The organism is Phenylobacterium terrae (assembly GCF_042681205.1).
GTDB lineage: Bacteria > Pseudomonadota > Alphaproteobacteria > Caulobacterales > Caulobacteraceae > Phenylobacterium > Phenylobacterium terrae.
This window is the reverse complement of record NZ_JBHUEY010000001.1, coordinates 637,405-661,068: the sequence shown is the minus strand read 5'-3', so window position 1 is coordinate 661,068 and position 23,664 is coordinate 637,405. Positions and strand designations below refer to the sequence as shown.

26 protein-coding genes are annotated in these 23,664 nt (G+C 70.7%); 12 read left to right on the top strand and 14 right to left on the bottom strand.

Annotated elements, in window-relative coordinates; translation table 11 throughout:
* Window positions 1-44 precede the first annotated feature (44 nt).
* Window positions 45-644, bottom strand: coding sequence for a TetR/AcrR family transcriptional regulator (locus ACFSC0_RS03255; RefSeq protein ID WP_377280544.1), 600 nt, complete (start codon window positions 642-644; stop codon window positions 45-47).
* Between the two features lie 99 nt (window positions 645-743).
* Here ACFSC0_RS03255 and ACFSC0_RS03250 point away from each other — a divergent pair, with 99 nt between their 5' ends.
* From ACFSC0_RS03250 to ACFSC0_RS03240, 3 genes are all read left to right on the top strand, one after another.
* On the top strand, window positions 744-2,135 hold the full coding sequence (locus tag ACFSC0_RS03250) for a carotenoid oxygenase family protein (protein WP_377280545.1): 1,392 nt from the start codon (window positions 744-746) through the stop codon (window positions 2,133-2,135).
* Window positions 2,136-2,177: 42 nt separating this feature from the next.
* Window positions 2,178-3,236: a DUF2855 family protein gene (locus ACFSC0_RS03245; RefSeq protein WP_377280546.1), complete on the top strand. Its 1,059-nt coding sequence runs from the start codon at window positions 2,178-2,180 to the stop codon at window positions 3,234-3,236.
* Between the two features lie 199 nt (window positions 3,237-3,435).
* Window positions 3,436-4,416, top strand: coding sequence for an NADPH:quinone reductase (locus tag ACFSC0_RS03240; protein ID WP_377280547.1), 981 nt, complete (start codon window positions 3,436-3,438; stop codon window positions 4,414-4,416).
* Window positions 4,417-4,588: 172 nt separating this feature from the next.
* Here the strand turns inward: ACFSC0_RS03240 and secA are convergent, their stop codons facing one another.
* The 5 genes from secA to ACFSC0_RS03215 form a co-directional block, all read right to left on the bottom strand.
* Window positions 4,589-7,348, bottom strand: a complete 2,760-nt coding sequence (gene secA, locus ACFSC0_RS03235) for a preprotein translocase subunit SecA (protein ID WP_377280548.1) — start codon at window positions 7,346-7,348, stop codon at window positions 4,589-4,591.
* A 232-nt stretch (window positions 7,349-7,580) separates the two neighbouring features.
* Window positions 7,581-8,543, bottom strand: a complete 963-nt coding sequence (locus ACFSC0_RS03230) for a S1 family peptidase (protein ID WP_377280549.1) — start codon at window positions 8,541-8,543, stop codon at window positions 7,581-7,583.
* 195 nt (window positions 8,544-8,738) lie between these two features.
* Window positions 8,739-9,473: an oxygen-binding di-iron domain-containing protein gene (locus ACFSC0_RS03225; RefSeq protein ID WP_377280550.1), complete on the bottom strand. Its 735-nt coding sequence runs from the start codon at window positions 9,471-9,473 to the stop codon at window positions 8,739-8,741.
* A 16-nt stretch (window positions 9,474-9,489) separates the two neighbouring features.
* Window positions 9,490-10,077 (bottom strand): TetR/AcrR family transcriptional regulator, encoded by a 588-nt coding sequence (locus tag ACFSC0_RS03220; protein ID WP_377280551.1) that lies wholly within the window; start codon window positions 10,075-10,077, stop codon window positions 9,490-9,492.
* Window positions 10,078-10,292: 215 nt separating this feature from the next.
* On the bottom strand, window positions 10,293-11,462 hold the full coding sequence (locus ACFSC0_RS03215) for an acetyl-CoA C-acyltransferase (RefSeq protein ID WP_377280552.1): 1,170 nt from the start codon (window positions 11,460-11,462) through the stop codon (window positions 10,293-10,295).
* 154 nt (window positions 11,463-11,616) lie between these two features.
* Between ACFSC0_RS03215 and ACFSC0_RS03210 the strand changes: the two genes are divergently transcribed.
* From ACFSC0_RS03210 to ACFSC0_RS03195, 4 genes are all read left to right on the top strand, one after another.
* The gene (locus ACFSC0_RS03210; RefSeq protein WP_377280553.1) at window positions 11,617-12,567 is read left to right on the top strand and encodes a peptidylprolyl isomerase; all 951 of its coding nucleotides are present in this window, start codon (window positions 11,617-11,619) and stop codon (window positions 12,565-12,567) included.
* A gap of 77 nt (window positions 12,568-12,644) precedes the next feature.
* On the top strand, window positions 12,645-14,009 hold the full coding sequence (argJ, locus tag ACFSC0_RS03205; RefSeq protein WP_377280705.1) for a bifunctional glutamate N-acetyltransferase/amino-acid acetyltransferase ArgJ: 1,365 nt from the start codon (window positions 12,645-12,647) through the stop codon (window positions 14,007-14,009).
* A complete protein-coding gene (cutA, locus tag ACFSC0_RS03200; RefSeq protein WP_377280554.1) occupies window positions 14,009-14,329 on the top strand; it encodes a divalent-cation tolerance protein CutA in 321 nt (106 codons plus the stop codon). Before argJ ends, cutA begins: the two co-directional genes overlap by 1 nt.
* 23 nt (window positions 14,330-14,352) lie before the next feature.
* Window positions 14,353-15,078, top strand: a complete 726-nt coding sequence (locus ACFSC0_RS03195; protein WP_377280555.1) for a GDSL-type esterase/lipase family protein — start codon at window positions 14,353-14,355, stop codon at window positions 15,076-15,078.
* Here ACFSC0_RS03195 and ACFSC0_RS03190 read toward each other — a convergent pair.
* Complete coding sequence (locus tag ACFSC0_RS03190) at window positions 15,075-16,025, bottom strand: sulfotransferase domain-containing protein (protein WP_377280556.1); 951 nt, start codon at window positions 16,023-16,025, stop codon at window positions 15,075-15,077. The genes ACFSC0_RS03195 and ACFSC0_RS03190 overlap by 4 nt on opposite strands.
* Before the next feature lie 148 nt (window positions 16,026-16,173).
* Between ACFSC0_RS03190 and ACFSC0_RS03185 the strand changes: the two genes are divergently transcribed.
* The 4 genes from ACFSC0_RS03185 to ACFSC0_RS03170 all read left to right on the top strand — a co-directional run bounded on the left by ACFSC0_RS03185 (window position 16,174) and on the right by ACFSC0_RS03170 (window position 19,436).
* Window positions 16,174-17,145 carry an MDR/zinc-dependent alcohol dehydrogenase-like family protein gene (locus ACFSC0_RS03185; protein WP_377280557.1) on the top strand — a complete coding sequence of 324 codons (972 nt, stop codon included), beginning with the start codon at window positions 16,174-16,176 and terminating at the stop codon, window positions 17,143-17,145.
* The gene (locus ACFSC0_RS03180) at window positions 17,142-18,173 is read left to right on the top strand and encodes a Gfo/Idh/MocA family protein (RefSeq protein ID WP_377280558.1); all 1,032 of its coding nucleotides are present in this window, start codon (window positions 17,142-17,144) and stop codon (window positions 18,171-18,173) included. Before ACFSC0_RS03185 ends, ACFSC0_RS03180 begins: the two co-directional genes overlap by 4 nt.
* Window positions 18,174-18,247: 74 nt before the next feature.
* The gene (locus ACFSC0_RS03175) at window positions 18,248-18,976 is read left to right on the top strand and encodes a hypothetical protein (RefSeq protein WP_377280559.1); all 729 of its coding nucleotides are present in this window, start codon (window positions 18,248-18,250) and stop codon (window positions 18,974-18,976) included.
* Between the two features lie 127 nt (window positions 18,977-19,103).
* A complete protein-coding gene (locus ACFSC0_RS03170) occupies window positions 19,104-19,436 on the top strand; it encodes a hypothetical protein (RefSeq protein ID WP_377280560.1) in 333 nt (110 codons plus the stop codon).
* A 65-nt stretch (window positions 19,437-19,501) separates the two neighbouring features.
* On the opposite strand, the gene ACFSC0_RS03165 is transcribed toward ACFSC0_RS03170, so the two are convergent.
* From ACFSC0_RS03165 to ACFSC0_RS03135, 7 genes are all read right to left on the bottom strand, one after another.
* Window positions 19,502-20,140: a glutathione S-transferase family protein gene (locus ACFSC0_RS03165; protein ID WP_377280561.1), complete on the bottom strand. Its 639-nt coding sequence runs from the start codon at window positions 20,138-20,140 to the stop codon at window positions 19,502-19,504.
* Entirely contained in the window at window positions 20,137-20,616 is a 480-nt protein-coding gene (locus ACFSC0_RS03160; RefSeq protein ID WP_377280562.1) for an SRPBCC family protein, read from the bottom strand. Before ACFSC0_RS03160 ends, ACFSC0_RS03165 begins: the two co-directional genes overlap by 4 nt.
* Window positions 20,603-20,962 carry an ArsR/SmtB family transcription factor gene (locus ACFSC0_RS03155; RefSeq protein WP_377280563.1) on the bottom strand — a complete coding sequence of 120 codons (360 nt, stop codon included), beginning with the start codon at window positions 20,960-20,962 and terminating at the stop codon, window positions 20,603-20,605. Before ACFSC0_RS03155 ends, ACFSC0_RS03160 begins: the two co-directional genes overlap by 14 nt.
* Before the next feature lie 125 nt (window positions 20,963-21,087).
* The gene (locus ACFSC0_RS03150) at window positions 21,088-21,252 is read right to left on the bottom strand and encodes a hypothetical protein (protein WP_377280564.1); all 165 of its coding nucleotides are present in this window, start codon (window positions 21,250-21,252) and stop codon (window positions 21,088-21,090) included.
* 32 nt (window positions 21,253-21,284) lie between these two features.
* Complete coding sequence (locus ACFSC0_RS03145) at window positions 21,285-21,644, bottom strand: DUF6481 family protein (protein ID WP_377280565.1); 360 nt, start codon at window positions 21,642-21,644, stop codon at window positions 21,285-21,287.
* Complete coding sequence (locus tag ACFSC0_RS03140) at window positions 21,641-21,847, bottom strand: hypothetical protein (protein WP_377280566.1); 207 nt, start codon at window positions 21,845-21,847, stop codon at window positions 21,641-21,643. Before ACFSC0_RS03140 ends, ACFSC0_RS03145 begins: the two co-directional genes overlap by 4 nt.
* A gap of 62 nt (window positions 21,848-21,909) precedes the next feature.
* Entirely contained in the window at window positions 21,910-22,119 is a 210-nt protein-coding gene (locus ACFSC0_RS03135) for a cold-shock protein (protein WP_377280567.1), read from the bottom strand.
* A gap of 390 nt (window positions 22,120-22,509) precedes the next feature.
* Here ACFSC0_RS03135 and ACFSC0_RS03130 point away from each other — a divergent pair, with 390 nt between their 5' ends.
* Window positions 22,510-23,664: a glycoside hydrolase family 1 protein gene (locus ACFSC0_RS03130; protein WP_377280568.1), complete on the top strand. Its 1,155-nt coding sequence runs from the start codon at window positions 22,510-22,512 to the stop codon at window positions 23,662-23,664.

The following is a 23,664-nucleotide window of genomic DNA, read 5'->3' as shown; positions in this document are numbered from 1 at the left end:
CCGGATCGGCCTTTCGGCCGTCCGCGATGACAGAGCTGTTGTGCTCAGTGCGGCCGCAGGCCCCGGGACAGCGCGTGGCTGAGGTTGGAGGCGAGCTTGCGGGGGTCGGCGCCCGGGTCGAGCTTGCCGGCCAGGGCGAGCAGCACGACGCCGTGGGTGGCGGCCCAGAACATCGCGCCGATCTCCTCCGGATCGCCGGCCAGCACGCCGGCCTCGATCAGGCCGCCCACATAGCCGCTCATCGTCCGGCGGGCCCGCTCGGCCGCGCGGCGCAGGTCCGGGTAGTCGAGCTCGTTCGGCTGATGCAGGTCGAACATCAGCTTGTAGGTCTGCGGATGGGCGAAGGCGAAGTCGAGGTAGGCCTCGGCCACCCGGGCGCTGCGGGCGCGGGCGTCCCCGGCCTCGGCGTACGCCGCCTCCAGCGCCTCGGCGAAGCGGTCGAAGGCCCCGGCCCGCACGGCGGCGAGGATGTCGTCCTTGTCCTTGAAGTAGCGGTAGGGGGTCATCGGGCTGACCCCCAGTTCGCTGGCCAGCTGGCGCATCGTCACCGCGTCGGGGCCGCGTTCGGAGAACAGCCGCTCGGCCGCCTCGCACAGACGCTCGCGAAAACCGGCGACGTCGGACTCGGACAGGGTGCGCGGCATGCCCTCACGATTCTTTCACTGACGGACAGATTGCCAGCGCATAGGTCTTACGCCATAAATTTACAACGTAAGTCTTTTCCGAGCCAAGGAGGATGGCGGATGGACGGCGAAGTGATCACCAATCCCTACCTGCGGGGGAATTTCGCCCCCGTCCGGACCGAGGACGACTTCGAGCTCGCCGTCGCCGGCGAGATCCCGGAGGGCTTGCGCGGGACCCTCTACCGCAACGGCCCGAACCCGCAGTTCGAGCCGCGCGACCCCAACCACCACTGGTTCCTGGGCGACGGGATGATCCACGCCTTCCGCGTCGAGGACGGCAAGGTCGTCTACCGCAACCGCTACGTCCGCACGCCCAAGTGGAGGCTGGAGAACGCCGCCGGGCGCTCGCTGTTCGGCGCCTGGCGCAATCCGATGACCACCGATCCCTCGGCGCTCGGCGTGGACAGCGGCGCAGCCAACACCAACATCGTCTGGCATGCCGGCCGGCTGCTGGCCCTGGAGGAGGGCCACATGCCGTTCGAGCTGGCGCCTGGCACGCTCGACTCGCGCGGCTATGTGGAGGCCTACCGCGACCGGGTCACCGCCCACCCGAAGATCGATCCGGTGACCGGCGAGATGATCTGGTTCGCCTATTCGCCGGGCGAGACGCCGCTGAACGCCGCCGTCTCGTACGGGGTGACCAACGCCCAGGGGCAGGTGGTGCGTCGCGACACCTTCCAGGCGCCCTTCGCCTCGATGATCCACGACTTCCTGGTCACCGACCGGCACGTGCTGTTCCCCATCCTTCCGCTCACCGCCAGCCTGGAGCGGGCGATGAGCGGGCGTCCCGCCTTCGCCTGGGAGCCGGACAAGGGGGCGTTCGTGGGCGTCATGCGGCGCGACGCCGACGTCTCCACCGTCCGCTGGTTCAACGCGGGGCCCTGCTACGTCTTCCATCCGATGAACGCCTGGGAGGAGGGCGACAGGATCCACGCCGAGGTGATGCGCTACGACCGCGCGCCCCTGTTCCCCAATCCGGACGGCTCGCCGGGCGAGCCGTGCGGCGCAAAGCTGGTCCGCTGGACTTTCGACCTGGCGGGCGCCAGCGACGCCATCGTCGAGACGCCGCTGGACGATCTGATGGGCGAGTTCCCGAGGTTCGACGAGCGGCGCACGGGCCTGTCCTACCGCCACGGCTGGTACGCGGCCGACACCCGTGGTTCCGACACCATCCGGATGAACGCCCTGGCGCACATCGACCTGCTGACGGGCGCTCGGCAGGTCTGGGAGTTGCCGGCCGGCGACTTCGCCTCCGAGCCGGTGTTCACCCCGCGCAGCGCCGACGCGCCGGAGGGTGACGGCTGGCTGACGGCGGTGATCTACCGCGGGGCCGAGGACCGGAGCGACTTCGTGGTCCTCGACGCTCAGGACGTGGCCCGCGGCCCGATCGCCACCGCCGCCCTGCCGCGCCGGGTGCCGTTCGGCTTCCACGGCAACTGGGTTCCCGCGTAACGGCGCTCTGCTAAGCTCGGGCGGACAACAGGGGAGGGGCCGATGGACGGCTGGGACATGCTGGTGGCCAAGGACGATCTGCGGCGCACGCAGGTCGCGCCGTCCGACGCCGCGACGCGGGAGCTCGCCGAGGGCGAGGCGCTTCTGGAAGTGGAGAGCTTCGCGCTCACCGCCAACAACGTGACCTACGGCGCCCTCGGCGACGCCTTCGGCTACTGGAAGTTCTTCCCTGCGCCGGAGGGCTGGGGCCGCATCCCGGTGTGGGGTTTCGCCAAGGTGGTGCGCTCCAGGGCGTCCGACGCGCCCGAGGGCCTGCGCCTCTTCGGCTACTGGCCCATGTCGAGCCATCATGTGGCGCGGCTCCAGAAGACGCCGACGGGCGTCGCCGACACCTCGCCGCACCGGGCCGAGCTGCCGCCGACCTACAACGCCTACACGCCCGCCCCGGGCGATGCGCTGGACGACTACCGCTCCCTGCTGCGCCCGCTGTTCACCACCGGCTGGCTGATCGACGACCAGCTGTCGGAGGACCCGTCCGTCAAGGCGCTGGTCCTCTCCAGCGCCTCCAGCAAGACGGCGATGTCGCTGGCCTGGTGCGCGCGCCGGCGCGGCCTGAAGGTGGTGGGCCTGACCTCGGCCGGCTCGGTGGAGCTGCTGAACGGCCTTGGCCTCTACGACGAGGTCCTGCCCTATGAGGCCGCCGGCCAGCTGGCGGCGGAAGGCCCCACGGTCTACGTCGACTTCGCGGCCCGCGCCGACGTGACGCTTGCCGTCCACCGTGCTCTCGGCCCGGCGCTCGTGCGCAGCGTCATCGTCGGCCTGACGCACTGGGAGAGCGCCGACCCCGGCGCGCCGCCGCCCGACGTCGGGCCCGCGCCTGCGGTGTTCTTCGCGCCCGACCAGATCCAGAAGCGGCTGAAGGAGTGGGGGCTGGCGGCCTTCCAGCAGCGCTACGACGAGGCGCTCCGCGGCTTCGTCGCCGACGCAACCTGGCTCAAGCTGCGCCATCGCCGGGGCGTCGAGGCCCTCCAGGCCCTCTACGCCGACGTGCTGGAAGGCCGCGTCCGCCCTGATGAGGGCCACATCGTCAGCCCGCGTTAGGCTTCTAGACCTCTCCCCCCGCTCGCGGGGGGAGAGGGTTGGGTGAGGGGGGACTCGCCGCACTCACCGGCGACTGGGCTGAAACACAGCCCGCGCCTCCCTCACCCTACCCTCTCCCTCCGCGTTGCGGAGGGAGAGGTCTTTGGTGCGTGCGCCGCGCCGGTGCTACCAAGCGTCCGACTTGCAAGGGGAGGGGCCGATGAGAGCCGTCTGGTACGACCGCACGGGGCCGGCGCGCGAAGTGCTGCAGCTGGGCGAGCTGCCGACGCCGCAGGCCGGCGTCGGCCAGGCGCTGATCCGCATCAAGGCCTCGGGCGTGAACCCGTCGGACGCAGGGATGCGCCGCGGCGGTCCCATGGCCTATCCGCGCATCGTGCCCAACAGCGACGGGGCCGGGATCGTCGAGGCCGTCGGGCCGGGCGTCTCCCAGCGCTGGGTCGGCAAGCGGGTGTGGTTCTACAACGGCCAGCGCAACGGCCGGGCCTTCGGCTCGGCGGCCGAGTACATCGAGCTCGACGTCGACCTGATCCGCGAGCTGCCGGACGCGGTCTCATTCGCCGAGGGCGCGACCCTGGGCATCCCCTGCATGACCGCCCACGTCGCCCTCTTCAAGGCCGGCCCGGTGCAGGGCCGCACCGTGCTGGTCACCGGCGGGGCCGGCGCGGTCGGCCACTACGCCGTCCAGCTCGCCCACTGGGCCGGCGCGACCGTGATCGCCACCGTCAGCTCCGAGGACAAGGCCGAGCGCGCGCGGGCCGGCGGGGCCGACCACGTCATCGACTACCGCCGCGAGGACGTCGCCGCCCGCGTGCGCGAACTGACCGGCGGCGAGGGCGTGCACCACATCGTCGACGTGGACTTCGGCGGCAACCTGGCCGCCAGCCTGGCGTCGTTGCGGATGAACGGCTCGCTCGCCTTCTACGCCACCCGCGGCGAAGCCGCGCCCCAGGTCCCCGCCGGCGCCCTGATGCGCCTCAACCTCGGCGTCCACGGCGTCTACCTGCCCGTCTCCCCCCACGAGCAGCGCCGCCGCGCGCAGGGCGACATCACCCGCTGGATCGGGACGGGCGAGCGGATCCTCTCCGTCGCCGGGACCTTCCCCCTCGAAGACACGGCCGGCGCGCATGAATTGGTCGAATCCGGCGGCAAGGTCGGCACGGCGGTGGTGGAGATCGACTGATCGCTTTCCCTCCCCCTCATGGGGAGGGTCGAGTCGGCGAAGCCGGCCGGGGTGGGAGAGTCTCGAGCCCCCGCCGCGCAGGATGATCAGCGCCCTAGACGGCCCCTCACTTCCCCACCCGTCCAGCCGCTTCGCGCCGGGCCACCCTCCCCATGACGGGGAGGGAGCGCGCCTAGACCAGCGCGCCGTGGCAGTGCTTGAACTTCTTGCCCGAGCCGCAGGGACAGGCGGAGTTGCGGCCCGTGGACTGCCAGTTGGCGGGAAGGGCGGTGACCGGCAGGGCCTCGCGCTGGGCCGCCGAGAGGCCCTCGGGCAGGGCGCCGGCCTGGGCGACGTTCTCGCCGGTCAGCGGGTCGAGGTGGACCTCCATCAGCCCTTCGGGCAGCGAGGGCAGCTCCGGCTCCTCGACCTGGATCTGGGCCGTCATCACCCACTTGGTGACGTTCTGGCGCAGGTCCACCAGCAGCTTCTCGAACAGCGAGAAGGCCTCGGTCTTGTACTCGTTCAGCGGGTCGCGCTGGCCGTAGCCGCGCAGGCCGATGACGTTGCGCAGGTGGTCCAGGTGCATCAGGTGCTCCCGCCACTGCATGTCGATGTTCTCGAGCAGGAAGCTCTTCTCGACGGCGCGCATCCGCTCGGGCGTCAGGATCTGCTCCCGTTCGGCGGCTCTCGCGTCGGCCGCGGCCGCGATCCGCTCACGGATCTCCTCGTTGGCGATGCCTTCCTCGGCCGCCCACTCCCTGATCGGCAGCTCCAGGCCCAGGTAGTCGCGCACGTGCTCGTCCAGGCCCTCCACGTCCCACTGCTCGGCGTAGGCCTTGGGCGGCAGGTGGCGGTTGACGAAGTCGTCGATGGTGTCGGACCGCATCTCGGCGATGACGTCCGACAGGTCCGTCGCCTCCATGAACTCGTGGCGCTGCTCGAACACGGCCTTGCGCTGGTCGTTCACGACGTCGTCGTACTTGAGCAGGTTCTTGCGGATCTCGTAGTTGCGCTGCTCGACGCGCTTCTGGGCCGTGGCGATGGCGCTGTTCAGCCACTTGTGGGTGATCGCCTCGCCTTCCTGGACCCCGAAGGTGCGCATGATGGCGTCCAGCCGCTCGCCGGCGAAAATCCGCAGGAGGTCGTCCTCGCAGGAGAGGAAGAACTTCGACTGGCCCGGGTCGCCCTGGCGGCCCGTCCGGCCGCGCAGCTGGTTGTCGATCCGCCGGCTCTCGTGGCGCTCGGTGCCGAGCACGAAGAGGCCGCCGGCCGCCAGCGCCTTGGCCTTCAGGTCGGCGATGTCGGCCTCGACCTCGGCCTTGTACTGCATGGCCATCTCGGGCGTGACCTCGATGCCCAGGCCCTGCTGCTCGTCGCGCCAGCGCAGCACGCGCATGTCGACGTTGCCGCCCAGCTGGATGTCGGTGCCGCGGCCGGCCATGTTGGTGGCGATGGTCACCGCGCCCGGCACGCCGGCGTCGGCCACGATCATGGCCTCCTGCTCGTGGTAGCGGGCGTTCAGCACGTTGTGCGGGATGCCGGTCACCGTCTGGCCGTTCAGCTCGAACTTGTGCTGGCCGAGCAGTTCGGAGAGCTGCTCCGACTTCTCGATGGAGACGGTGCCCACCAGGATCGGCTGGCCGCGCAGGTAGCAGGCCTCGATCTGCTTGATGATCGCCTGGTTCTTCTCGGCGGCGGTGCGGTAGACCTCGTCGTCGTCGTCGATCCGCGCGATGGGCCGGTTGGTCGGGATTTCGACCACTTCCATCTTGTAGATGTCGCCGAACTCCTGCGCCTCGGTGGAGGCCGTGCCGGTCATGCCCGACAGCTTCGAGTAGAGGCGGAAGTAGTTCTGGATGGTGACCGAGGCCAGGGTCTGGTTCTCGGGCTGGATGAAGACGCCTTCCTTGGCCTCGATGGCCTGGTGCAGGCCCTCCGACAGCCGCCGGCCCTGCATCATCCGGCCGGTGAACTCGTCGATCAGGATGATCTGGTTGTTGCGGACGATGTAGTCCTTGTCGCGCGTGTAGAGCACGTTGGCGCGCAGCGCCTGGTTCACGTGGTGCACGACCGAGACGTTGGCCGGGTCGTAGAGGCCGGCGGAGTCCTCGGCCAGGTGCCCGGCCTGCTCCAGGATCTCCTCGATCCGCTCCGAGCCCTCCTCGGTCAGCAGCACCTGCCGGTGCTTCTCGTCGTGGTCGAAGGTCGCCGGATCCTTGATCAGCTCCTTCATGAGCGCGTCGACGACCTTGTAGAACTCGCTGCGGTCCTCCGTCGGTCCGGAGATGATCAGCGGCGTGCGGGCCTCGTCGATGAGGATCGAGTCCACCTCGTCGACGATGACGAAGTTGTGCCCGCGCTGGACCATCTCGGAGATGTCGTAGACCAGGTTGTCGCGCAGGTAGTCGAAGCCGAACTCGTTGTTGGTGCCGTAGGTGATGTCGGCGCGGTAGGCGGCCTGGCGCTGGCCCTGGGAAAGCCCGTGGACGATGGTCCCGACCTCCAGGCCCAGGTAGCGGTAGACCTGCCCCATCCAGTCGGCGTCGCGCTGGGCCAGGTAGTCGTTGACGGTGATGACATGGACGCCCTTGCCGGTCAGGGCGTTGAGGTAGACCGGCGCGGTGGCGACCAGCGTCTTGCCTTCACCGGTCCGCATCTCGGCGATGCCGCCCTGGTGCAGCACCATGCCGCCGACCAGCTGCACGTCGTAGTGGCGCTGGCCCAGCGTGCGCTTGGACGCCTCGCGGACGGCGGCGAAGGCCTCTTCGAGCAGGGAGTCCAGGCTCTCGCCGCGGGCGATCCGCTCCTTGAACTCGGCCGTCTTGGCGCGCAGCTCCTCAGGGCTCAGCCGCTCGAACTGAGGCTCCAGGGCGTTGATCTTGGCGACCCGCGCCATCATCGCCTTGACCTTGCGGTCGTTGCTCGAGCCGAAGAGCCGTTGGAAGAACATCGATCAGGTGGTCCTTGGTGGCGGGGCGCCGGCGGTGCGCGCCATGAGGGCGATCACCCTCCCGCCAACCCGGAATCCCGCCTGTTATAATGCGTCGGAGACTTAAGGAGCGCCCCCTGAAGTGTCAACGCGACCTCGGGCGGCGGGGGCGCGGGGAGCTGGATAGGCCCGCCCTCGTGAACGGCGTCCCGGCGGCGGCTTCGGGCGGCGTTCATGCGCCGCCGGGCGCGGGCTAGGCGGACCGGGAAGAGGGGTCGAGCCAGTCCGCGAAACGGCCGCTCACCAGCCGCAACACCTCGGCCGCGCCCCTGCGGATGCCCGCGACGCTCCGAGCGACGGAGTCCAGGGATCGGCGCCAAGGCGTCGTCGCCCTGACGGCCTCCGAAGCGGGGCGGGCGCCCTCCACCTCCGCAACCTCGGCCACCTTGGCGACCTTGGCCGGGGCGGTCGTGATGCCCGGCTGACTGACGCCTTCGACCAGTTCGATGGTCTCGCGGATGTACTGGGCGTGGACGACGATGCCGATGTCGAGGCGCTCGTCGTTCAGCTGCACCTGCTGGACGAGCAGGCCGGCGATGAGCGGCTTGGCGGGGCCCGTGCTCGTCCGGTGCAGCCCGGACGTCGCAAACACCGGGCCGCCCGAGTTTCCCGGGAACACCGAAAAATCGAGGAGGAAGGTCGGCGAGTACTTCGGCGAGACGGGGTAGGACGCCACCCGCCCGGCCCGAAGTATCGGAAAGCCGGCGCTGTTGGCTGCGACCCCGCGGGGAAAGCCCAGCACCAGGAGCTCGTCGCCGGGGCGGAGCTCGTTGGCGTCCGGTCCGGTCTGGGGCGCAAGATAGCCGGCCGGGATCGCCGCCTTGGCGTACTCCGGCGGCGCCTGGATGCGCATCACGGCGACGTCCTGGCTGGGATGGCGGGTCCAGAGCGGCGCCTCGGCCGCGTCGCGGATCCTGATCGGCGCCGGCGTATAGCGCCACGTCCCGTCCGGGTTCAGGCTCCGGTAGCCGATGTTGGCCTCGCCGCCGGGCATGCGCGCGAGCACGTGGTTGGCGGTGACCAGAACGGTCCCTGGCGTCCCATCCGCCGAGATTGAGGAAACCAGAAAGCCGGTCCCGATAATGCGGTCGCCGGCCGCGCTCGGCTGTTCGACTTGAACTGTTGCTTGGATGAGGTCGACAGGCGTGTCCAACACTGGCGTCTTACGAGTTCCCTTCTCTCGTCTGTAGTTACTCCTTGATGCAGGGGTAGTTATCGCGCCCCGCAATAGCCAATCGCAAGGCTGTGAACGTGGCGCGCCCAATCGCCGCATAGTAATCGTGTGGCTGAATACATCACATCGCCGTGATGCCGGCCGACGTTCTGCGGGGCGGCGCAGGCCGCCGGGAGTTCAGTGGGGTGCGGTCGCCCGGGCCGCCGCCTGCTCGCCGTAGCGCTCGGCGAGCTGCGCCAGCGCGCCGGCGCAGTCGCCCTCGAAAGACGAGCCGTGCATCAGCGCCAGGGTCCGCGGCCTGAGCTCCGCCAGTCGGCGCAGCATCGGCCCGGTGTCGGGACCCAGGCACATGGCGTGGAACATATCCTCGGAGTCGAAGGCCGGCCCGACGATGTCGCCGCGGGTCAGCGGCTCGGGATCGCCGGTGTGGGTGAACAGGTCGCCGCAGAGCAGGAGCTCGGCGCTCTCTTCGAAAATCACCCCGCTCTCCCAGCCGTGCGGCACGTGCGGGGTGTGCAGGAAGCGCACCCGCTTGCCGCCCAGGTCGAGGGTTTCGCCGTCGGCCAGGGGGCGCGGCGGGCGGTCGGCCATGTCGTTCAGGGAGATGTCGCAGGCGAGCTGGCCGTGGGCGATCTGGGCGTTCGGCGCGGCGGCCAGCCACTCGTTCATGGCGCCGCACTCGTCGGCCTCCACGTGGCCGAAGCTGATCCAGCGCAACCGCTCCAGCGGCATGATCCGCCGCACGGCTTCGGAGATCAGCGGGAACATGCGCCGGTGGCCGGCGTGGAACAGCAGCGGCTCGTCGGCGTCCAGCAGGAACTGGTTGAAGGTGAAGCCGTGGGGCGAGATCTCCGGCACGAAGGTGGAGAGACGGTAGACGCGGTCGCCGATCTCGTGGACGCGGGTTTCCATGACGGGTTCTCCGGGCTCAGGAAGGGTTCGGGGGCAGGCGCGAGGCGACGGCCTCGGCCATGGCGCGCGCGGCCGCCTCGGTGGTGAGGCCGGCGCGGGTCAGGGCGCTCCAGACGCCGATGTCGAGCAGGCCGGCGGCCAGGCGCGCGAGCTCGCGGTCCTCGGCGGCGGGGCCCAGCGCCTGGCGCGCCAGGCCGGCGCGGCGCTGGGCCTCCTCGGCGAAGACCTGCCGAAGCACGGGGCTGACGTGCTGGTCGGACCGGGCGGCCTCCATCATCGGGACGGTCCGGTACTGGCCGTAGGCGGCGTGGAAGAGGGCGGCGATCCGCTCGCGCGGGTCGGTCAGGTTCTCGAACACCCGCTCGTCCGGCGGCGGCGCCAGGGAGAAGACGTGGGCCCCGCAGGCCGCGATCGCATCGTCGTAGGTCGGGAAGTGGTGGTAGACCGTGCCCACGCTGACCCCCGCCCGCTCGGCGATCTGCTTCATGCTGGTCGCGGCGACGCCCTGTTCGGCGTGCAGCGTGAAGGTCGCTTCCACGATCCGGCGGCGGGTCTCCGCCGCCGCCTCGGCGCGCCGGGACTGGACGTAGGTGCGTTGGACCATATCCGCGTTATCTTACTGACCGAACGTTCGGTCAATGAAATAGCGCATCCTCGTCCCCTTCCTGGAGAGGCTGGCCGATGTGCAGCCTCGGTCGGGTGGGGGAGGGGAGCCCCCTGGAGAGAAAGGGATCTCCAAAACGAAAGCGAGGGCCGGGTTCCCACCCGACCCTCGCTGCGCTTAGGCCACCCTCCCCCCGAGGGGAGGGAGGATCTGGACTACAGGACTTCGAACAGGCCGGCCGCGCCCATGCCGCCGCCGATGCACATGGTGACCACGACGTTCTTGGCGCCGCGGCGCTTGCCTTCCTGCAGGATGTGGCCGGTCAGGCGGGCGCCGGTCATGCCGTAGGGGTGGCCGATGGCGATCGAGCCGCCGTTGACGTTGTACTTCTCGGGGTCGATCCCGAGCTTGTCACGGCAGTAGAGGCATTGGCTGGCGAACGCCTCGTTCAGCTCCCACAGGTCGATGTCGTCGACCTTCAGGCCGTGCCGCTCGAGCAGGCGGGGAATGGCGAACACCGGGCCGATGCCCATTTCGTCGGGCTCGCAGCCGGCGACGGCCCAACCCTTGAACACGCCCATCGGCGTCAGGCCCCGGCGCTCGGCTTCCTTGCCTTCCATGATCACCACGGCGGCGGCGCCGTCCGACAGCTGCGAGGCGTTGCCGGCGGTGATGAACTTGCCCTCGCCGCGCACCGGCTGGAGCTTGGCCAGGCCCTCGATGGTCGTGTCGGGGCGGTTGCACTCGTCGCGGTTCACGACGTAGTCGACGATGGACTCTTCCTTCGTCTCCTTGTTGACCACCTTCATCTTGGTGCTCATCGGGACGATCTCGTCCTTGAACTTCTCGGCCTGCTGGGCCGCCGCCATCCGCTGCTGGGACTCGTAGGAATACTGGTCCTGGTACTCGCGGCTGATCTTGTAGCGCTCGGCCACCACGTCGGCGGTGTCGATCATCGGCATGTGGATGGCCGGGTACATCTGCACCAGGCGCGGGTCGTTGTTCTCACGGCTGCCGCCGCCGCCGGGGAAGGACAGGCTCTCCACGCCGCCGGCCACCACGCAGTTCGCGCCGTCGTTGCGGACGTAATTGGCCGCCAGGGCGATGGTGTTCAGGCCCGAGGAGCAGAACCGGTTCACGGTCACGCCCGAGGTGGTGATCGGCAGGCCGGCCAGCAGGGCGGTCTGACGGCCCAGGTTGCCCGCGCCGTGCGCCACGTTGCCGATGTAGCAGTCCTCGACCGCCTCCTTCTCGACGCCGGCGCGCTCCACGGCGTGCTTCACCGCATGGGCGGCCATCGAGACGGTCGGCGTCATGTTGAAGCCGCCGCGCTGCGACTTGGCCAATCCGGTGCGGGCGTAGGAAACGATTACGGCTTCACGCATGGGCAATTGTCCTCCGTTCGAAATCGATGGTCGCCGGTCCCTTGGCTGGGCCGTGCGGATCTAGAGGGCCGCAACCTTTGCATCCCGCGGGCGAAATGGCTAGGGACGGATGCGGCGGCCTGACGCGGTTTCGGCCGGCCAAGGGGATCGGAACATGCGGCGGAACCCGCCCATCATCGCCTGGCGCCGGGCGGCCCTGGCGGCCGGGCTGGCGCTCGCGCTCGCCGGCTGCGGCGACCGCGGCGGGGCCGACGGGCCGCCCCGGCCGAACGACGTGGCCGTGGCCAAGGTGAACGACCGCACGGTCTGGGCCTCCGACGTCAAACGCGAGGCGGTGGCCCAGGGCCTGATCGGCGAGGGCGAGCCGCTGGACCCCTCCTCCGAGATGTTCCGCCGGGTGCTGGACCAGGTGATCGACCAGCGGCTGCTGGCGGCCGAGGCCCAGCGGCGGGGCCTCGACGACACCCCGGAGGGCCAGCGCCGCCTCGCCGCCGCCCGCGAGCGGGCCCTGGCCGATCTGCTGGTGGAGCGGGTGGTCTCGGACAACGTCGACGACAAGGCCGTGCGCGAGGCCTACGAGGAGCAGCTGAAGGCGCCGCGCAGCGAGGAGATCCGCGCCCGCCAGATCGTCGTGGCCACGGCCGCCGAGGCCGAGGCGGTGAAGAAGCTGCTGGCCTCCGGCGCCTCCTTCGAGGCCCTGGCCGTGGAGCGCTCCACGGACGCCGCGACGCGGTTCAACGGCGGCGACCTCGGCTACTTCACCACCGACGTGATGCCCGAGGCCTACCAGGCGGCGCTGCGCACGGCCAAGCCCGGCGAGGTGGTCGGCCCGTTCCCGGTGGAGGGCGGCTTCGCGCTGGTGCGGGTGGAGGACCGGCGCGTCGAGGCGCCTATCGCCCTGGACGCCGCCCGCCCGCAGATCGTCCGCTTCCTGACCTACGGCGAGATTCGCGAGCTGATCGAGAGCTTGCGCGACAAGGCCAAGCGTCAGAACAACGTCGAGTACACGCTGAGGGGACCGCAGCCGGCGCCGGGCCGTGCGCCCGAGCCGGCCGACGCGCCGCCGGCCCCGAACGCGCCGCAGTCCGAGGGGGCCAGCAAGTGAGCCGTAAACCCGCCAAGCCGTCCAGGGCCAAGGCCGCGCCCCGCCCGAAGGCGCCCGCCCCCAAGCCTGTCGAGGCGATGGGCGAGGCGATCGAGCGCGCGCTCGACCCGCTGACCTCGGCCCTGAAGCGCGCCGCCCTGAAGCGCGCCGACAAGGCCTCGCGCCAGTTCGCCGAGGAGCCGGCGGCCACCGGCGCCGGCAAGCCGGGCCTGGCCGTGTCGCCGCTGGCCGTGCCGTTCCCGAATATCCCGCCGGTGGGCGGCGTGGAGCTCGCCACCGGCCGGGCCGGCTTCTACAAGCACGAGCGCGAAGACCTGATGGTCATGCACTTCCCCGAGGGCGCCAGCGCCGCCGGGGTGTTCACCCGGCACGGGGTGGGCTCGGCGCCGGTGGACTGGTGCAAGCGCCAGCTGGCCGTCACCAAGGGCCAGGACGTGCGCGCCCTGGTGGTCAACGCCGGCTGCGCCAACTCCTTCACCGGCAAGCCCGGCGCCGACGCGGTCCGCCGGGTCGCCTCGGCCGCCGCCAAGCGGTTCGGCTGCCGCCAGCGCGACGTGATGGTGGCCTCCACCGGCGTCATCGGCGTGCTGCTGGATGACGCCAAGATTTCGACCCGCCTGCCGGAGGTGGAGCAGCGGCTCTCGCCGGACGGCTGGGCGGCCGCCGGCCGGGCGATCATGACCACCGACACCTTCCCCAAAGGGGCCTACGCCGAGGCGATGGTGGACGGGGTCCCGGTGCGGATCGCCGGCATCTGCAAGGGCTCGGGGATGATCGCCCCCGACATGGCCACCATGCTGGCCTTCGTGGTCACCGACGCGGCCATCTCGCCGGCCGCCCTGCAGGCGCTGGTGACCCTCTACACCCGCAACACCTTCAACGCGGTGACGGTGGACGGGGACCGCTCGACCAACGACACCCTGCTGCTGTTCGCCACCGGCGCCTCGGGGGCGCCGAAGATCAGCCGGGCGGGCGACCGGCGCCTGGCCGACTTCCGCGAGAAGCTCGAAGGCGTGCTGCTGGACCTGGCGCTGCAGCTCGTCCGCGACGGGGAGGGGGCCACCAAGTTCGTCAAGGTCACCGTCGCCGGCGCCGAGAGCCAGGCCAGCGCCCGCAAGATCGCCCGCACCATCTGCGAGAGCCCGCTGGTGAAGACCGCCTTCGCCGGCGAGGACGCCAACTGGGGCCGCATCGTCATGGCCGTGGGCCGCGCCGACGAACCGGTGGACCGGGACCAGATGAGCGTCCGGTTCGGCGACCTGTGGGCCGCCCAGGACGGCCTCGTCTCGCCCACCTACGACGAGGCCAAGATGAGCGCCTACATGAAGCGCCAGGAGCTGGAGGTGTTCGTCGACGTCGGCGTCGGCAAGGCCAGCGCCGTCATGTGGACCTGCGACCTGACCAAGCAGTACGTGGCCATCAACGGCGACTACCGGAGCTGATGACCGACGCCTGCACCATCTTCACCACCGCCGGCTCCGAGACCGAGGCGGAGGACATCGCCCAGGCGCTGCTGTCGGAGAAGCTCGCCGCCTGCGTGCAGATGACGCCGATCGCCTCGCGCTACGTCTGGAAGGGCGAGCTGGTGCGCGAGGAGGAGGTGCTGCTGCTGATCAAGACCCGCGCCGAGCTGTTCGAAGATGTCCGATCCCGCGTTCGCGCGTTGCACAGCTATGAGACGCCCGAGGTGCTGATGGTCCCCGTCGCCGCCGGCGATGCGGACTATCTCGCCTGGCTGGCGGAGAGCACGGCGCGCCGCTAGCCTCCCCGAGTCTGGGAGGACTGATGATGCGATTTGGAAGCCTGGCAGGCCTTGCGGCCGCGTTCGCGCTGTCGGCCAGCGGCGCGGCGGCGCAGCCGGCGGTCGCCGACGCCGATCCGGCCAGGTTCGCCGACCAGATCGCCGCCTTCGCCGAGGAGGACAGGGCCGCGCTGCGGCCGGCCTGCCAGATCGTCTTCACCGGCTCCTCGAGCGTCCGCTTCTGGAAGACGCTCGGCCAGGATCTCGCCCCGCTGCCGGTCCTGAACCGCGGCTTCGGCGGCTCGCGCATCGCCGACGTGAACCATTTCTTCGAGCAGGTCGTCGGGCGTTATCGCCCCGCGGCGGTGGTGTTCTACGCGGGCGAGAACGACCTTGCGGCCGGCAAGGACCCGGCGGCGATCGTCGCCGACTTCGAGCAGTTCCTGGCGCTCAAGGAGAAGGCGCTGGGCGAGACGCCGGTCTACTTCATCTCCCTCAAGCCCTCGAAGCTGCGCTGGGACCACTTCGCCGCCCAGAGCTGGGTCAACGACCGCATTCGCGAGCTGGCCGACCGGCGCGCGGACCTCGAGTTCATCGACGTGGTCGGCCCGATGCTCCAGGACGGCCGGCCGAAGGACATCTTCGTCGAGGACAACCTGCACATGACGCCGGCGGGCTACGTCCTCTGGACCGGCGCGGTGAAGCCGGTGCTGGAGCGCGACGCCGAGCGGCTGCAGGCGGACTGCCAGCGCCGGAGCGCGGCGGGCTAGTCCGGCGCCGTGCGCGGCTCGCCGGCGGCCAGCCGCCCGTTCTCGATCCACGCGGCGGCGGAGGCCGACAGCCGCTGGCGCGCGAGGGCGGCGTAGCGCGCCAGGTCGGCCTCGCCCAGGATGTCCCGCCAGCGGCCGTTCACCCCCTTGTTCAGGAAGCGGTCGTGGCCGCGGTCGAAGAATTCGCCGAGTTCGGGCAGGATGCCGGCGCCCTGCCGCTTCATCGCCTCGAAGCCGGCCGCCGCAGCCAGCTCCGCCAGCTTGTCCTCCGGCGTGGCGATCTCCAGGAAGTCGGAGATCCGCCGCATCTTGCCCGGCAGGTCGGCCTTCAGGTCGTTGTAGTGGACGAGCAGCAGGTTGGGTCGCGTCCGCTCCCGCCAGTAGGTCATCTCGTAGTCGAAGAACGACAGGTCCTGGTAGGGCGCAGCGTCCGGCGCCTCGGCCTCGGCGATCCACTGGAGATAGAACTCGCGCGGGTCGGCGGGGGTCGGCGGCGGCCGGAAGTCGGGCGGCAGCCCGTTGGCCGCGTTGATCCGCTGCTTGGCCGCGTCGGTGAAGCCGAGCTGGTGGTTGTGCATGGAGATGCAGGCGTCGCGGCCGTCGCGGGCCACGTGGACGTATTTCACGTCGTCGTAGAGCGGCAGCGAGTCGAACGGCAGGTGGGACTTGATGGCCCGCCGATGCGTCTGGGCTTCGAGCCGGGCCAGCACCTCGTCGATGGGGGCGAAGAAGGTGGCGTCCAGCCAGGGATAGTCGGTCATGATCGGGCGCGGGTCCGTCGACTGGTGGATCAGCATGTCGACGATCCGTTGCGTCCAGGTGGTGCCGCATTTGGGATAGGTGGCGACCACGATGTCGCCTTCCCTCGGGCGGAAACCGTCCCAGCGACGGCTGTCCATGACCGGGGACCGGTAGTCGCGGGTCGGCGCCCGAAGCAGCGTGGTCATCTCATCGCCCCTTAAGTCGAACAACGTTATCCGACGCTACGCCTTCGACGCAGTGCGGGAAAGCGGCGCGCGCTGAACGAGTCCGCCGCTCGCGCATTGATGAGCTGAGCCGTACGGGGCGGCCGGTCATTCAAGGAGTGTGAGGGCGTTGATCGCGACGGGCAGGATGAGGGCCGCGGTGCTGGCGGCCCCTGGGCAGATCCGCATGGACCTGGTGGAGCGTCCGGAGCCGGGACCAGGTCAGGTGCGGGTCAAGCTGGAAGGCTGCGGCGTCTGCGCCTCGAACCTCACCCCCTGGGCCGGCCCCGACTGGATGAGCTTCCCCACCGAACCCGGCGCCCTCGGCCACGAGGGCTGGGGCGTGATCGACGCGGTGGGCGAGGGGGTGACGAACTACGCGGTCGGCGACCGGGTCGCGGCCCTCTCCTACAAGAGCTACGCCGAGTACGACGTCGCCGACGTCGGCGCGATCGTGCGCCTGCCGGAGAGCCTGGCGGGCAAGCCGTTCCCGGGCGAGCCGCTGGGCTGCGCCATGAACATCTTCCGCCGCAGCGACATCGCCGCCGGGCAGACCGTCGCCATCGTCGGCGTCGGCTTTCTGGGCGCCATCCTTACCCGGCTTGCGACCGACGCCGGCGCGCGGGTCATCGCCATCTCCCGCCGGCCGTTCTCGCTGGACGTGGCCCGCCGGATGGGCGCGGCCGAGACCGTCCCGATGGACGACCACTACCGCATCATCGAGGACGTGAAGCGTCTCACGGACGGCGTCTTCTGCGACCGGGTGATCGAGGCGGTGGGCAAGCAGTGGCCGCTGGACCTCTCGGCCGAGCTGGTCCGCGAGCGGGGCAAGCTGATCATCGCCGGCTACCACCAGGACGGTCCGCGCCAGGTGAACATGCAACTGTGGAACTGGCGCGGCATCGACGTGATCAACGCCCACGAGCGCGATCCCGAGGTCTACGCCCAGGGCATCCGCGAGGCGGTGGAGGCGGTGGCCTCCGGCCGGCTCGACCCCTCCAGCCTCTACACCCACACCTATCCGCTCGACCGGCTGGACGAGGCGCTGAACGCCACCCGCGACCGGCCCGACGGCTTCCTCAAGGCGCTGGTGACGCCATGAGCGAGGTGCTGGTGCAGGAAACGGCGCCCGCCCCGGCCGCCACCCGCCGCCCGCGCGTCGGCTTCCTCGGCGTCGGCTGGATCGGCCGTCACCGCATGGAGGGGATGCTGGCGACCGGCGCGATCGAAGCGGCCGCCGTCGCCGACCCGTCCGCCGAGATGGCCCAGGAGGCGCTGCGGCTTGCGCCGGGCGCCGAGCGCGTTGGGGGGCTGGACGAGCTTCTGGCGCTGGATCTCGACGGCCTCGTCATCGCCACGCCCAGCGCGCTGCACGCCGAGCAGTCCATCGCCGCGCTCGAGCGCGGCTGCGCCGTCTTCTGTCAGAAGCCGCTCGGACGCACGGCGCGGGAGGTGCGCGCCGTGGTGGATGCGGCCCGCGCCGCGGACCGGCTGCTCGCCGTCGACCTCTCCTACCGCTTCACCGAGGGGATGCGGCGGATCCGCGAGCTGCTCGCCGCCGGCGAGCTCGGCCAGGTGTTCGCCGTCGACCTGACGTTCCACAACGCTTACGGGCCCGACAAGGCCTGGTTCTACGACCCGCAGCTGTCGGGCGGCGGCTGCGTGATGGACCTCGGGGTCCACCTCGTCGACCTGGCGCTCTGGGCGATGGATTTCCCGGAGGTGACCGGCGTCTCCAGCCAGCTCCTGGCTGGCGGCGAGCCGCTCGCCGGCCGCGACGACCGGGTCGAGGACTACGCCGTCGCGACCCTTGAGCTGGCGTCTGGCGCGACCGTGCGCCTGGCCTGCTCCTGGCGGCTGCAGGCCGGCTGCGAGGCGGTCATCGCCGCCGACTTCTACGGGACCGGCGGCGGGGCGGCCCTGCGCAACGTGGCCGGCTCCTTCTACGACTTCACCGCCGAGCGCTTCCGTGGCACCGCCCGCGAGAGCCTGGCGAGCCCGCCCGACGCCTGGGGCGTGCGCGCCGGCGCCGACTGGGCCCGCCGCCTCGCCGCCGGCGAGCGGTTCGACCCGGCGGCCGAGCGGCTGGTGGATGTGGCCCGGGTCCTCGACCGCATCTACGGCCGGTGAGCGGGTCTTGGCTCTACCCGTAACAAGCTTGACCGCTTAAGCTGCCTGCCCAGCCGGCGGGGGAGGGTGCGGTCATGAGTTTGGTTCGAGTGGTGTTGGCCGGCGTGCTGGGCGCCTGCCTCGCCGGGACCGCACTGGCGCAGCCGAAGTCCGAACCCTTCCCCCGCGCCGAGATGGAGGCCGGGCTGGTCGAGCTCCCGGTCTTCCGCAGCATGCGCGATCACCATCCGGAGGTGTTCCGCAAAGTCCTCGATGCGACGCGGGAGGGGCTGCTGGCCGGCGACACGCGGGACGACGTGGCCGCTCGCGTGCGGCCGCTGTACCTGGCGCTGATAGATTCCGAGATGCCCAAGGCGAACGACGAGAACCTGCTGGGCGCGGTGCGCATGACCTTGTCGCAGATGCGCATGCTCCAAACCGTTTCGCCCGACGCCTGCTACGGGCTCATCGTGGGCGACAAGACGGTGAGCTTCGCCTCCGCCTTGACGCCGGAGCTGATCGCCGAAGAGCAGGCGTGGGCCACCCAGATGTTCGAGCAGACCGCGACCGCGCCGGTGACGCGGCCCACCGAGGACCTCAGCGACCAGATCGCCGAACTGGCCTTGTCCGCCTACGAGACCCTGTCGCGGCCGGACCGGGCCCGGTTCATGGAACTGGGGGGCGACCTTTCCGCGGCCAGTTCGCCGGACGATCGCCGGATCGGCTGCGCGTTCGGCGTGGCCATGTACGAGCTGCTGCTGGAGATGCCCAAGGCCGAGGCGGCGCGGCTGTTCTACGCGATGATCGTCGAACCGGAAGCCTGACCCCCGCCGGCCGGCGCAAGGTCAAGCTGAACAACAGGCAACGCCGCGCTCCGGCGGCGTTCAGGCGCGACCGTGTTTCTTCGCGTCATCGGTCGCTTGCGACTGTCCAGACCGGAGTTCCACAACAATGAAGCGTATCCTCCTCAGCCTCGCCGCCGCCTCGACCCTGGTGGTCGCGGTCCCCGTCACCGCCAGCGCCGCCCCGTGGCAGTCGGTCAACCAGCGCCAGGACACGCTCGAGCGCCGCATCGACCAGGGCGTGCGCCGGGGCGACCTGACCCGGGCCGAAGCCCAGCGCCTGCGCGCCCAGTTCCGGGAGATCGCCCAGTTGGAGCGGCAGTACCGTCGCTCGGGCGGCGGGCTCTCGGCCCGCGAGCGGGCGGACCTGGACCGCCGGTTCGACCGCCTGAGCCAGCGCATCTACGCCCAGCGGCACGACCACCAGGTTCGCCGCTACTAGGCCCGATCCGTCTTCCCTTCCTGAGCAACTCGCCCCGGCTTCCCTCCCGAGCCGGGGCGCTTTTTTCAAGCCGCCTCGAAGACGCTCATCTGGCCCTGCAGCGCCCGCTGGAAGGCGGGCCGCGCCTCGCAGCGGGCCTTGTAGGCGGCCAGCACCGGATCGGACTCGACAAGGTCGGTGTGGCGCAGGATGCGCAGCACGGTGGTCATCATCAGGTCGCCGGCTGTGAACCGGTCCTCCAGGTACTCGCGGGCCTTCAGGCAGGCGGACAGCTCGGCGAGCCGTCCGCGGACCGCCGCCTCGGCGCCCGGGCGGCGCAGCCTGGCCCAGTCCTCCTCCGGGTAGAACAGGTCGATCTCGGCGAGCGGCGTGACGAAGGTCTCGATGGAGTTCAGCGCCGCCAGGACCCAGCACATCGCGCGCGCCCGGCCGGCCGGATCGCGCGGCAGCAGCGTCTCGCTGCGCTCGCCGACGTGCAGCACGATGGCGCCGGACTCGAACATCCGGACATCGCCCCCCTCGAAGTAGGGCACCTGGCCGAAGGGCTGGCAGGCCCGGTATTCGGGACTGGCCTGGTCCTCCGGGCCGATCAGCCGGACCTGATAGGGCAGGCCGGCCTCTTCCAGGGCCCAACGGACGCGAAGGTCGCGGACCAGGCCGCGGGCGAAGTCGGGGACCCATCGGAATGCGGAGATGGTGATCACGGCTGGCCTCCCTGCGCCAGGCGCTCGGCGTAGGCCTGCTCGCGCTCGAAGCACTCGCTCCAGCCGCCGATGTGGCTGTCGCGCACTTCGACGCTGCTGAACGGCCGCTGGTGGAACGTCTGCAGCGTGCGGCCCTCGCGCTCCTGGAAGGTGACGGTGATCGTGGTCTCCAGGTCCCGCCCGCTGCCCTCGTCCCAGGCGAAGGTCATGACGATCTTCCGGTTCGGCTCGATCTGCAGGAGCCGGCCGCCGAACCAGCTGTCGCCATAAGCCTCCGACCGGATGCAGGCGCGGTAGGCGCCGCCCTCCCGGAAGTCGAGGTCGAGGTGGGTGCAGGTGAAGTCCTTGGGGCCCAGCCAGCGCATCATGTGCTCGCGCCGGGACCAGATCAGGAAGACCAGCGACGCAGGTGCGGCGAAGCTGCGGCGGATCAGCAGTTCGTCGTCCCGCACCGATGGGAATTCAAGGGTGTCCATCGCCATCTCCTTTGGTGAGCTCGGCCAGGTAGGCGTCCATCTTGTCGAACCCGCCCTCCCAGAAGGCGCGGTAGCGCTCCAGCCACCCGTCGAGCGCCTTGAGCGGCGCGGCTTCCAGCCGGCAGGGCCGCCACTGGGCCTCGCGGCCGCGGCTGACGAGGCCGGCGGCCTCCAGCACCTTCAGGTGCCGCGAGATGGCGGGCAGGCTGATCTCGAAAGGCTCGGCCAGCTCGCTCACCGTCGCTTCGCCCTGCGCCAGACGCGAAAGGATCGCGCGGCGCGTGGGGTCTGCGAGAGCTGAGAGGGTGGCGCTGAGCGGGTCCATGGCCAGAACCGTACTTAACATGATTGTTAAATGCAACTTGTCTTGATGCGGCCCATGCGAAAGCCCTCGCCGCGCAGGGCGGCGAAGGCTTGCAGGGCGGACGTACGGCCGATGGTCCGGCCGTGCGGGACGCAGCCTCGCTGCGATCAGTCCTCGTTGGCGGGGTGCGGTTCGCCGGCGCCGTCGGGCGAGGCGGCGGCGCGCTCGCGTTCCTTCAGCTCGCGCTTGGCGGCGGCCTTCTCGGCCATCTTGGCCGCCTTGGCGCGGTCGCGCTCGCGGCGCTCGAACTGGTAGTTGGGCTTCTTGGCCATCTCAGCCTCCGATTAGCCGCGACGGCTTGGTTTTACTTGCGGGCCTTGCGGGCGGCGTAGCGGGCGTCCCGCTTGGCCTTGGCTTCGGCCTTGCTGAGCGCCTGGCGCTCCTTGCGCTGGCCGCGCTTGGCATCCAGGGCGGCGGCTTCGACCGCGGCGGCCTGGGCGCGGATCGCCTCTTCGGCGTCGGCGGCGGCCTGCTTCTTGTCGGCCTTCGCCTGGGTCCGCGCCTGGCGGACCTGGTCGAGCTCGGCGGCGCGCAGGGCGCCCCGCTCTTCGAACTTCGGATCGGTGACCGTGGGCTTGGGCTTGAAGCCGGCCAGCAGGGCCTTCTTGGCCTCGGCGGCGGTCTTCAGCCGATCGGCGAATCCGGTGTCGTGCGTGAAGTTCATTCGGCCTCTTGGTGTTGTTCGCTCGGCGCCTTGAAGGAGGCGGCGCAGATCGCCTCCAGGTGCCCGCGGATCGACCGCGAGGCGAGGAGGGCGTCGACGGCGCGGCAGCCGTCGGCTTTCAGCCGCTGCTGCAGCCGGGCGAAGTCCTGGCACTGACCCGAGCGGGCCAGCGCGTAAGCGCGCTCAATGGTGGATTGCGACATGGGTACTCTCGTCGTCCGTTCGGGGCCGACGGCGTCGCCGCCGGCCCCGTCCGGTTCAGGCCTTAGGCCGCCTGCAGTTGGCCGGCGGACATCTTGCCGCTGCGCTGGTCGCGCTCGAGCTCGTAGCCGATCTTCTGGCCTTCGTGGATCGAGCCGAGGCCCGAACGCTCGACAGCCGAGATGTGGACGAACACGTCGGGGCCGCCGGCGTCAGGTTGGATGAAGCCGAAGCCCTTGGTGGCGTTGAACCACTTCACAGTGCCAGTCGTCATGGGAAGTCACCTTTCGGGTGCAAGAATACGCTCGCGCCAGATGGCGCGGACGATCAAATTGTCGGAAAGGGTCTTGGTAGGCCCGGAGCTCGATCCGAAGAACAAGCGTAGAGAGCAACCGAAGCCAATGCGATATTCGATAGAGGGATACTGACACATAAATCCGGGGAACGCCAGGAAAATCCCCGAAAATCTCTCAAGCCGCTGAGGGTGCACGGTTATTCTGCTTTGCAGTGCGGGCGCTGAATCGGCGCCGGGCGCGGTGCGGGAGCGCCCGCGCGAGGCGCGGCGAGAGGCCGCTGCGCCCAAATGCCAAGGACCGGCGCGCCCGGCCCCGCGCTAGTGGGAGAACGCCGGTCCGGCCCCCCATCCATGCCAGGAGCACCCCCAGTGGACCCACTGCGCGAGACGCCGTTCGACAGCTTCTTCATGGGCGGCTTCGACTGCGCGACCCAGCGCCGGCGGGACGGCGCGCGGGTCGATTCCCTGATCGCCCAGGGCCACGACCGCTGGGTGCGGCAGGACTATGCGACGGTGGCGGCCCACGGGCTGACCACGGTGCGCGACGGTCTGCGCTGGCACCTGATCGAGGGGCACAGGGGCAGCTACGACTGGTCCAGCTGGCGGCCGATGCTGCAGGCCGCCCGCGAGGCCGGCGTGCAGGTGATCTGGGACCTCTGGCACTACGGGACCCCCGACTGGCTGGACATCTGGTCGCCGGAGTTCGTCGAGCGGATGGCCGCCTTCGCCGAGGCCGCCGCGCGCGTGCGGGCCGAGGAGGACGACCGCGTCCCCGTCTGGTGCCCGCTGAACGAGATCAGCTACTTCGCCTACATGGCCGGCGACCAGGGCGAGTGGGCGCCCTACGCCAAGGGCCGCGGGCCTGAGCTGAAGCGCCAGCTGGTGCGCGCGGCCATCGCGGCCACCGACGCGGTGCGCCGGGTCGACCCCCGCGCCCGGGTGCTGTGGTGCGAGCCCTGCGTGCACATCGTGCCTCAGACCCTGCAGCCGCACGACCTGGACGAGGCGCGGATCATGGCCGAGGCCCAGTGGGAGGCCTTCGACATGCTGGCCGGCCGGCGCGATCCGGACCTCGGCGGCCGCCCGGAGATCCTCGACATCGTCGGGCTGAATTTCTACTCGCACAACCAGTGGACGCCGGCCGGCAACTTCGTGCCGCTGGGCCACCACTCCTGGCGCGCGTTCAGCACCATGCTGACGGACGTGGCCAGCCGGTACGGGCGGCCGATCATGGTCGCCGAGACCGGCGCCGAGGGCTCGGCGCGCGCGGCCTGGATCCACTACGTCGCCTCCGAGGTCGAGCAGGCCCGGGAGTCCGGCGTGCCGGTGCAGGGGATCTGCCTCTATCCGGTCGCCAACTACCCCGGCTGGAACGACGGCCGGATCTGCCCGACGGGGCTGCTGGGCCCCGCCGACGACGAAGGCCGCCGCCCCGTGCACCAGCCGCTCGCCCGCGAGCTTCGCCGCCTGGCGGCCGAGGCCGAGGAGGCGCGGCGGCCGAAGGTGCTGCTGGCCGCCGAGTAG

What these genes read in the sequence shown, in the direction of transcription:
- ACFSC0_RS03255 (WP_377280544.1), bottom strand. Translation starts at nt 644, where the DNA reads ATGCCGCGCACCCTGTCCGAGTCCGACGTCGCCGGTTTTCGCGAGCGT.
- ACFSC0_RS03250 (WP_377280545.1), top strand. Translation starts at nt 744, where the DNA reads ATGGACGGCGAAGTGATCACCAATCCCTACCTGCGGGGGAATTTCGCC.
- ACFSC0_RS03245 (WP_377280546.1), top strand. Translation starts at nt 2,178, where the DNA reads ATGGACGGCTGGGACATGCTGGTGGCCAAGGACGATCTGCGGCGCACG.
- ACFSC0_RS03240 (WP_377280547.1), top strand. Translation starts at nt 3,436, where the DNA reads ATGAGAGCCGTCTGGTACGACCGCACGGGGCCGGCGCGCGAAGTGCTG.
- secA (WP_377280548.1), bottom strand. Translation starts at nt 7,348, where the DNA reads ATGTTCTTCCAACGGCTCTTCGGCTCGAGCAACGACCGCAAGGTCAAG.
- ACFSC0_RS03225 (WP_377280550.1), bottom strand. Translation starts at nt 9,473, where the DNA reads ATGGAAACCCGCGTCCACGAGATCGGCGACCGCGTCTACCGTCTCTCC.
- ACFSC0_RS03220 (WP_377280551.1), bottom strand. Translation starts at nt 10,077, where the DNA reads ATGGTCCAACGCACCTACGTCCAGTCCCGGCGCGCCGAGGCGGCGGCG.
- ACFSC0_RS03215 (WP_377280552.1), bottom strand. Translation starts at nt 11,462, where the DNA reads ATGCGTGAAGCCGTAATCGTTTCCTACGCCCGCACCGGATTGGCCAAG.
- ACFSC0_RS03210 (WP_377280553.1), top strand. Translation starts at nt 11,617, where the DNA reads ATGCGGCGGAACCCGCCCATCATCGCCTGGCGCCGGGCGGCCCTGGCG.
- argJ (WP_377280705.1), top strand. Translation starts at nt 12,645, where the DNA reads ATGGGCGAGGCGATCGAGCGCGCGCTCGACCCGCTGACCTCGGCCCTG.
- cutA (WP_377280554.1), top strand. Translation starts at nt 14,009, where the DNA reads ATGACCGACGCCTGCACCATCTTCACCACCGCCGGCTCCGAGACCGAG.
- ACFSC0_RS03195 (WP_377280555.1), top strand. Translation starts at nt 14,353, where the DNA reads ATGATGCGATTTGGAAGCCTGGCAGGCCTTGCGGCCGCGTTCGCGCTG.
- ACFSC0_RS03190 (WP_377280556.1), bottom strand. Translation starts at nt 16,025, where the DNA reads ATGACCACGCTGCTTCGGGCGCCGACCCGCGACTACCGGTCCCCGGTC.
- ACFSC0_RS03180 (WP_377280558.1), top strand. Translation starts at nt 17,142, where the DNA reads ATGAGCGAGGTGCTGGTGCAGGAAACGGCGCCCGCCCCGGCCGCCACC.
- ACFSC0_RS03175 (WP_377280559.1), top strand. Translation starts at nt 18,248, where the DNA reads ATGAGTTTGGTTCGAGTGGTGTTGGCCGGCGTGCTGGGCGCCTGCCTC.
- ACFSC0_RS03170 (WP_377280560.1), top strand. Translation starts at nt 19,104, where the DNA reads ATGAAGCGTATCCTCCTCAGCCTCGCCGCCGCCTCGACCCTGGTGGTC.
- ACFSC0_RS03160 (WP_377280562.1), bottom strand. Translation starts at nt 20,616, where the DNA reads ATGGACACCCTTGAATTCCCATCGGTGCGGGACGACGAACTGCTGATC.
- ACFSC0_RS03155 (WP_377280563.1), bottom strand. Translation starts at nt 20,962, where the DNA reads ATGTTAAGTACGGTTCTGGCCATGGACCCGCTCAGCGCCACCCTCTCA.
- ACFSC0_RS03150 (WP_377280564.1), bottom strand. Translation starts at nt 21,252, where the DNA reads ATGGCCAAGAAGCCCAACTACCAGTTCGAGCGCCGCGAGCGCGACCGC.
- ACFSC0_RS03145 (WP_377280565.1), bottom strand. Translation starts at nt 21,644, where the DNA reads ATGAACTTCACGCACGACACCGGATTCGCCGATCGGCTGAAGACCGCC.
- ACFSC0_RS03140 (WP_377280566.1), bottom strand. Translation starts at nt 21,847, where the DNA reads ATGTCGCAATCCACCATTGAGCGCGCTTACGCGCTGGCCCGCTCGGGT.
- ACFSC0_RS03135 (WP_377280567.1), bottom strand. Translation starts at nt 22,119, where the DNA reads ATGACGACTGGCACTGTGAAGTGGTTCAACGCCACCAAGGGCTTCGGC.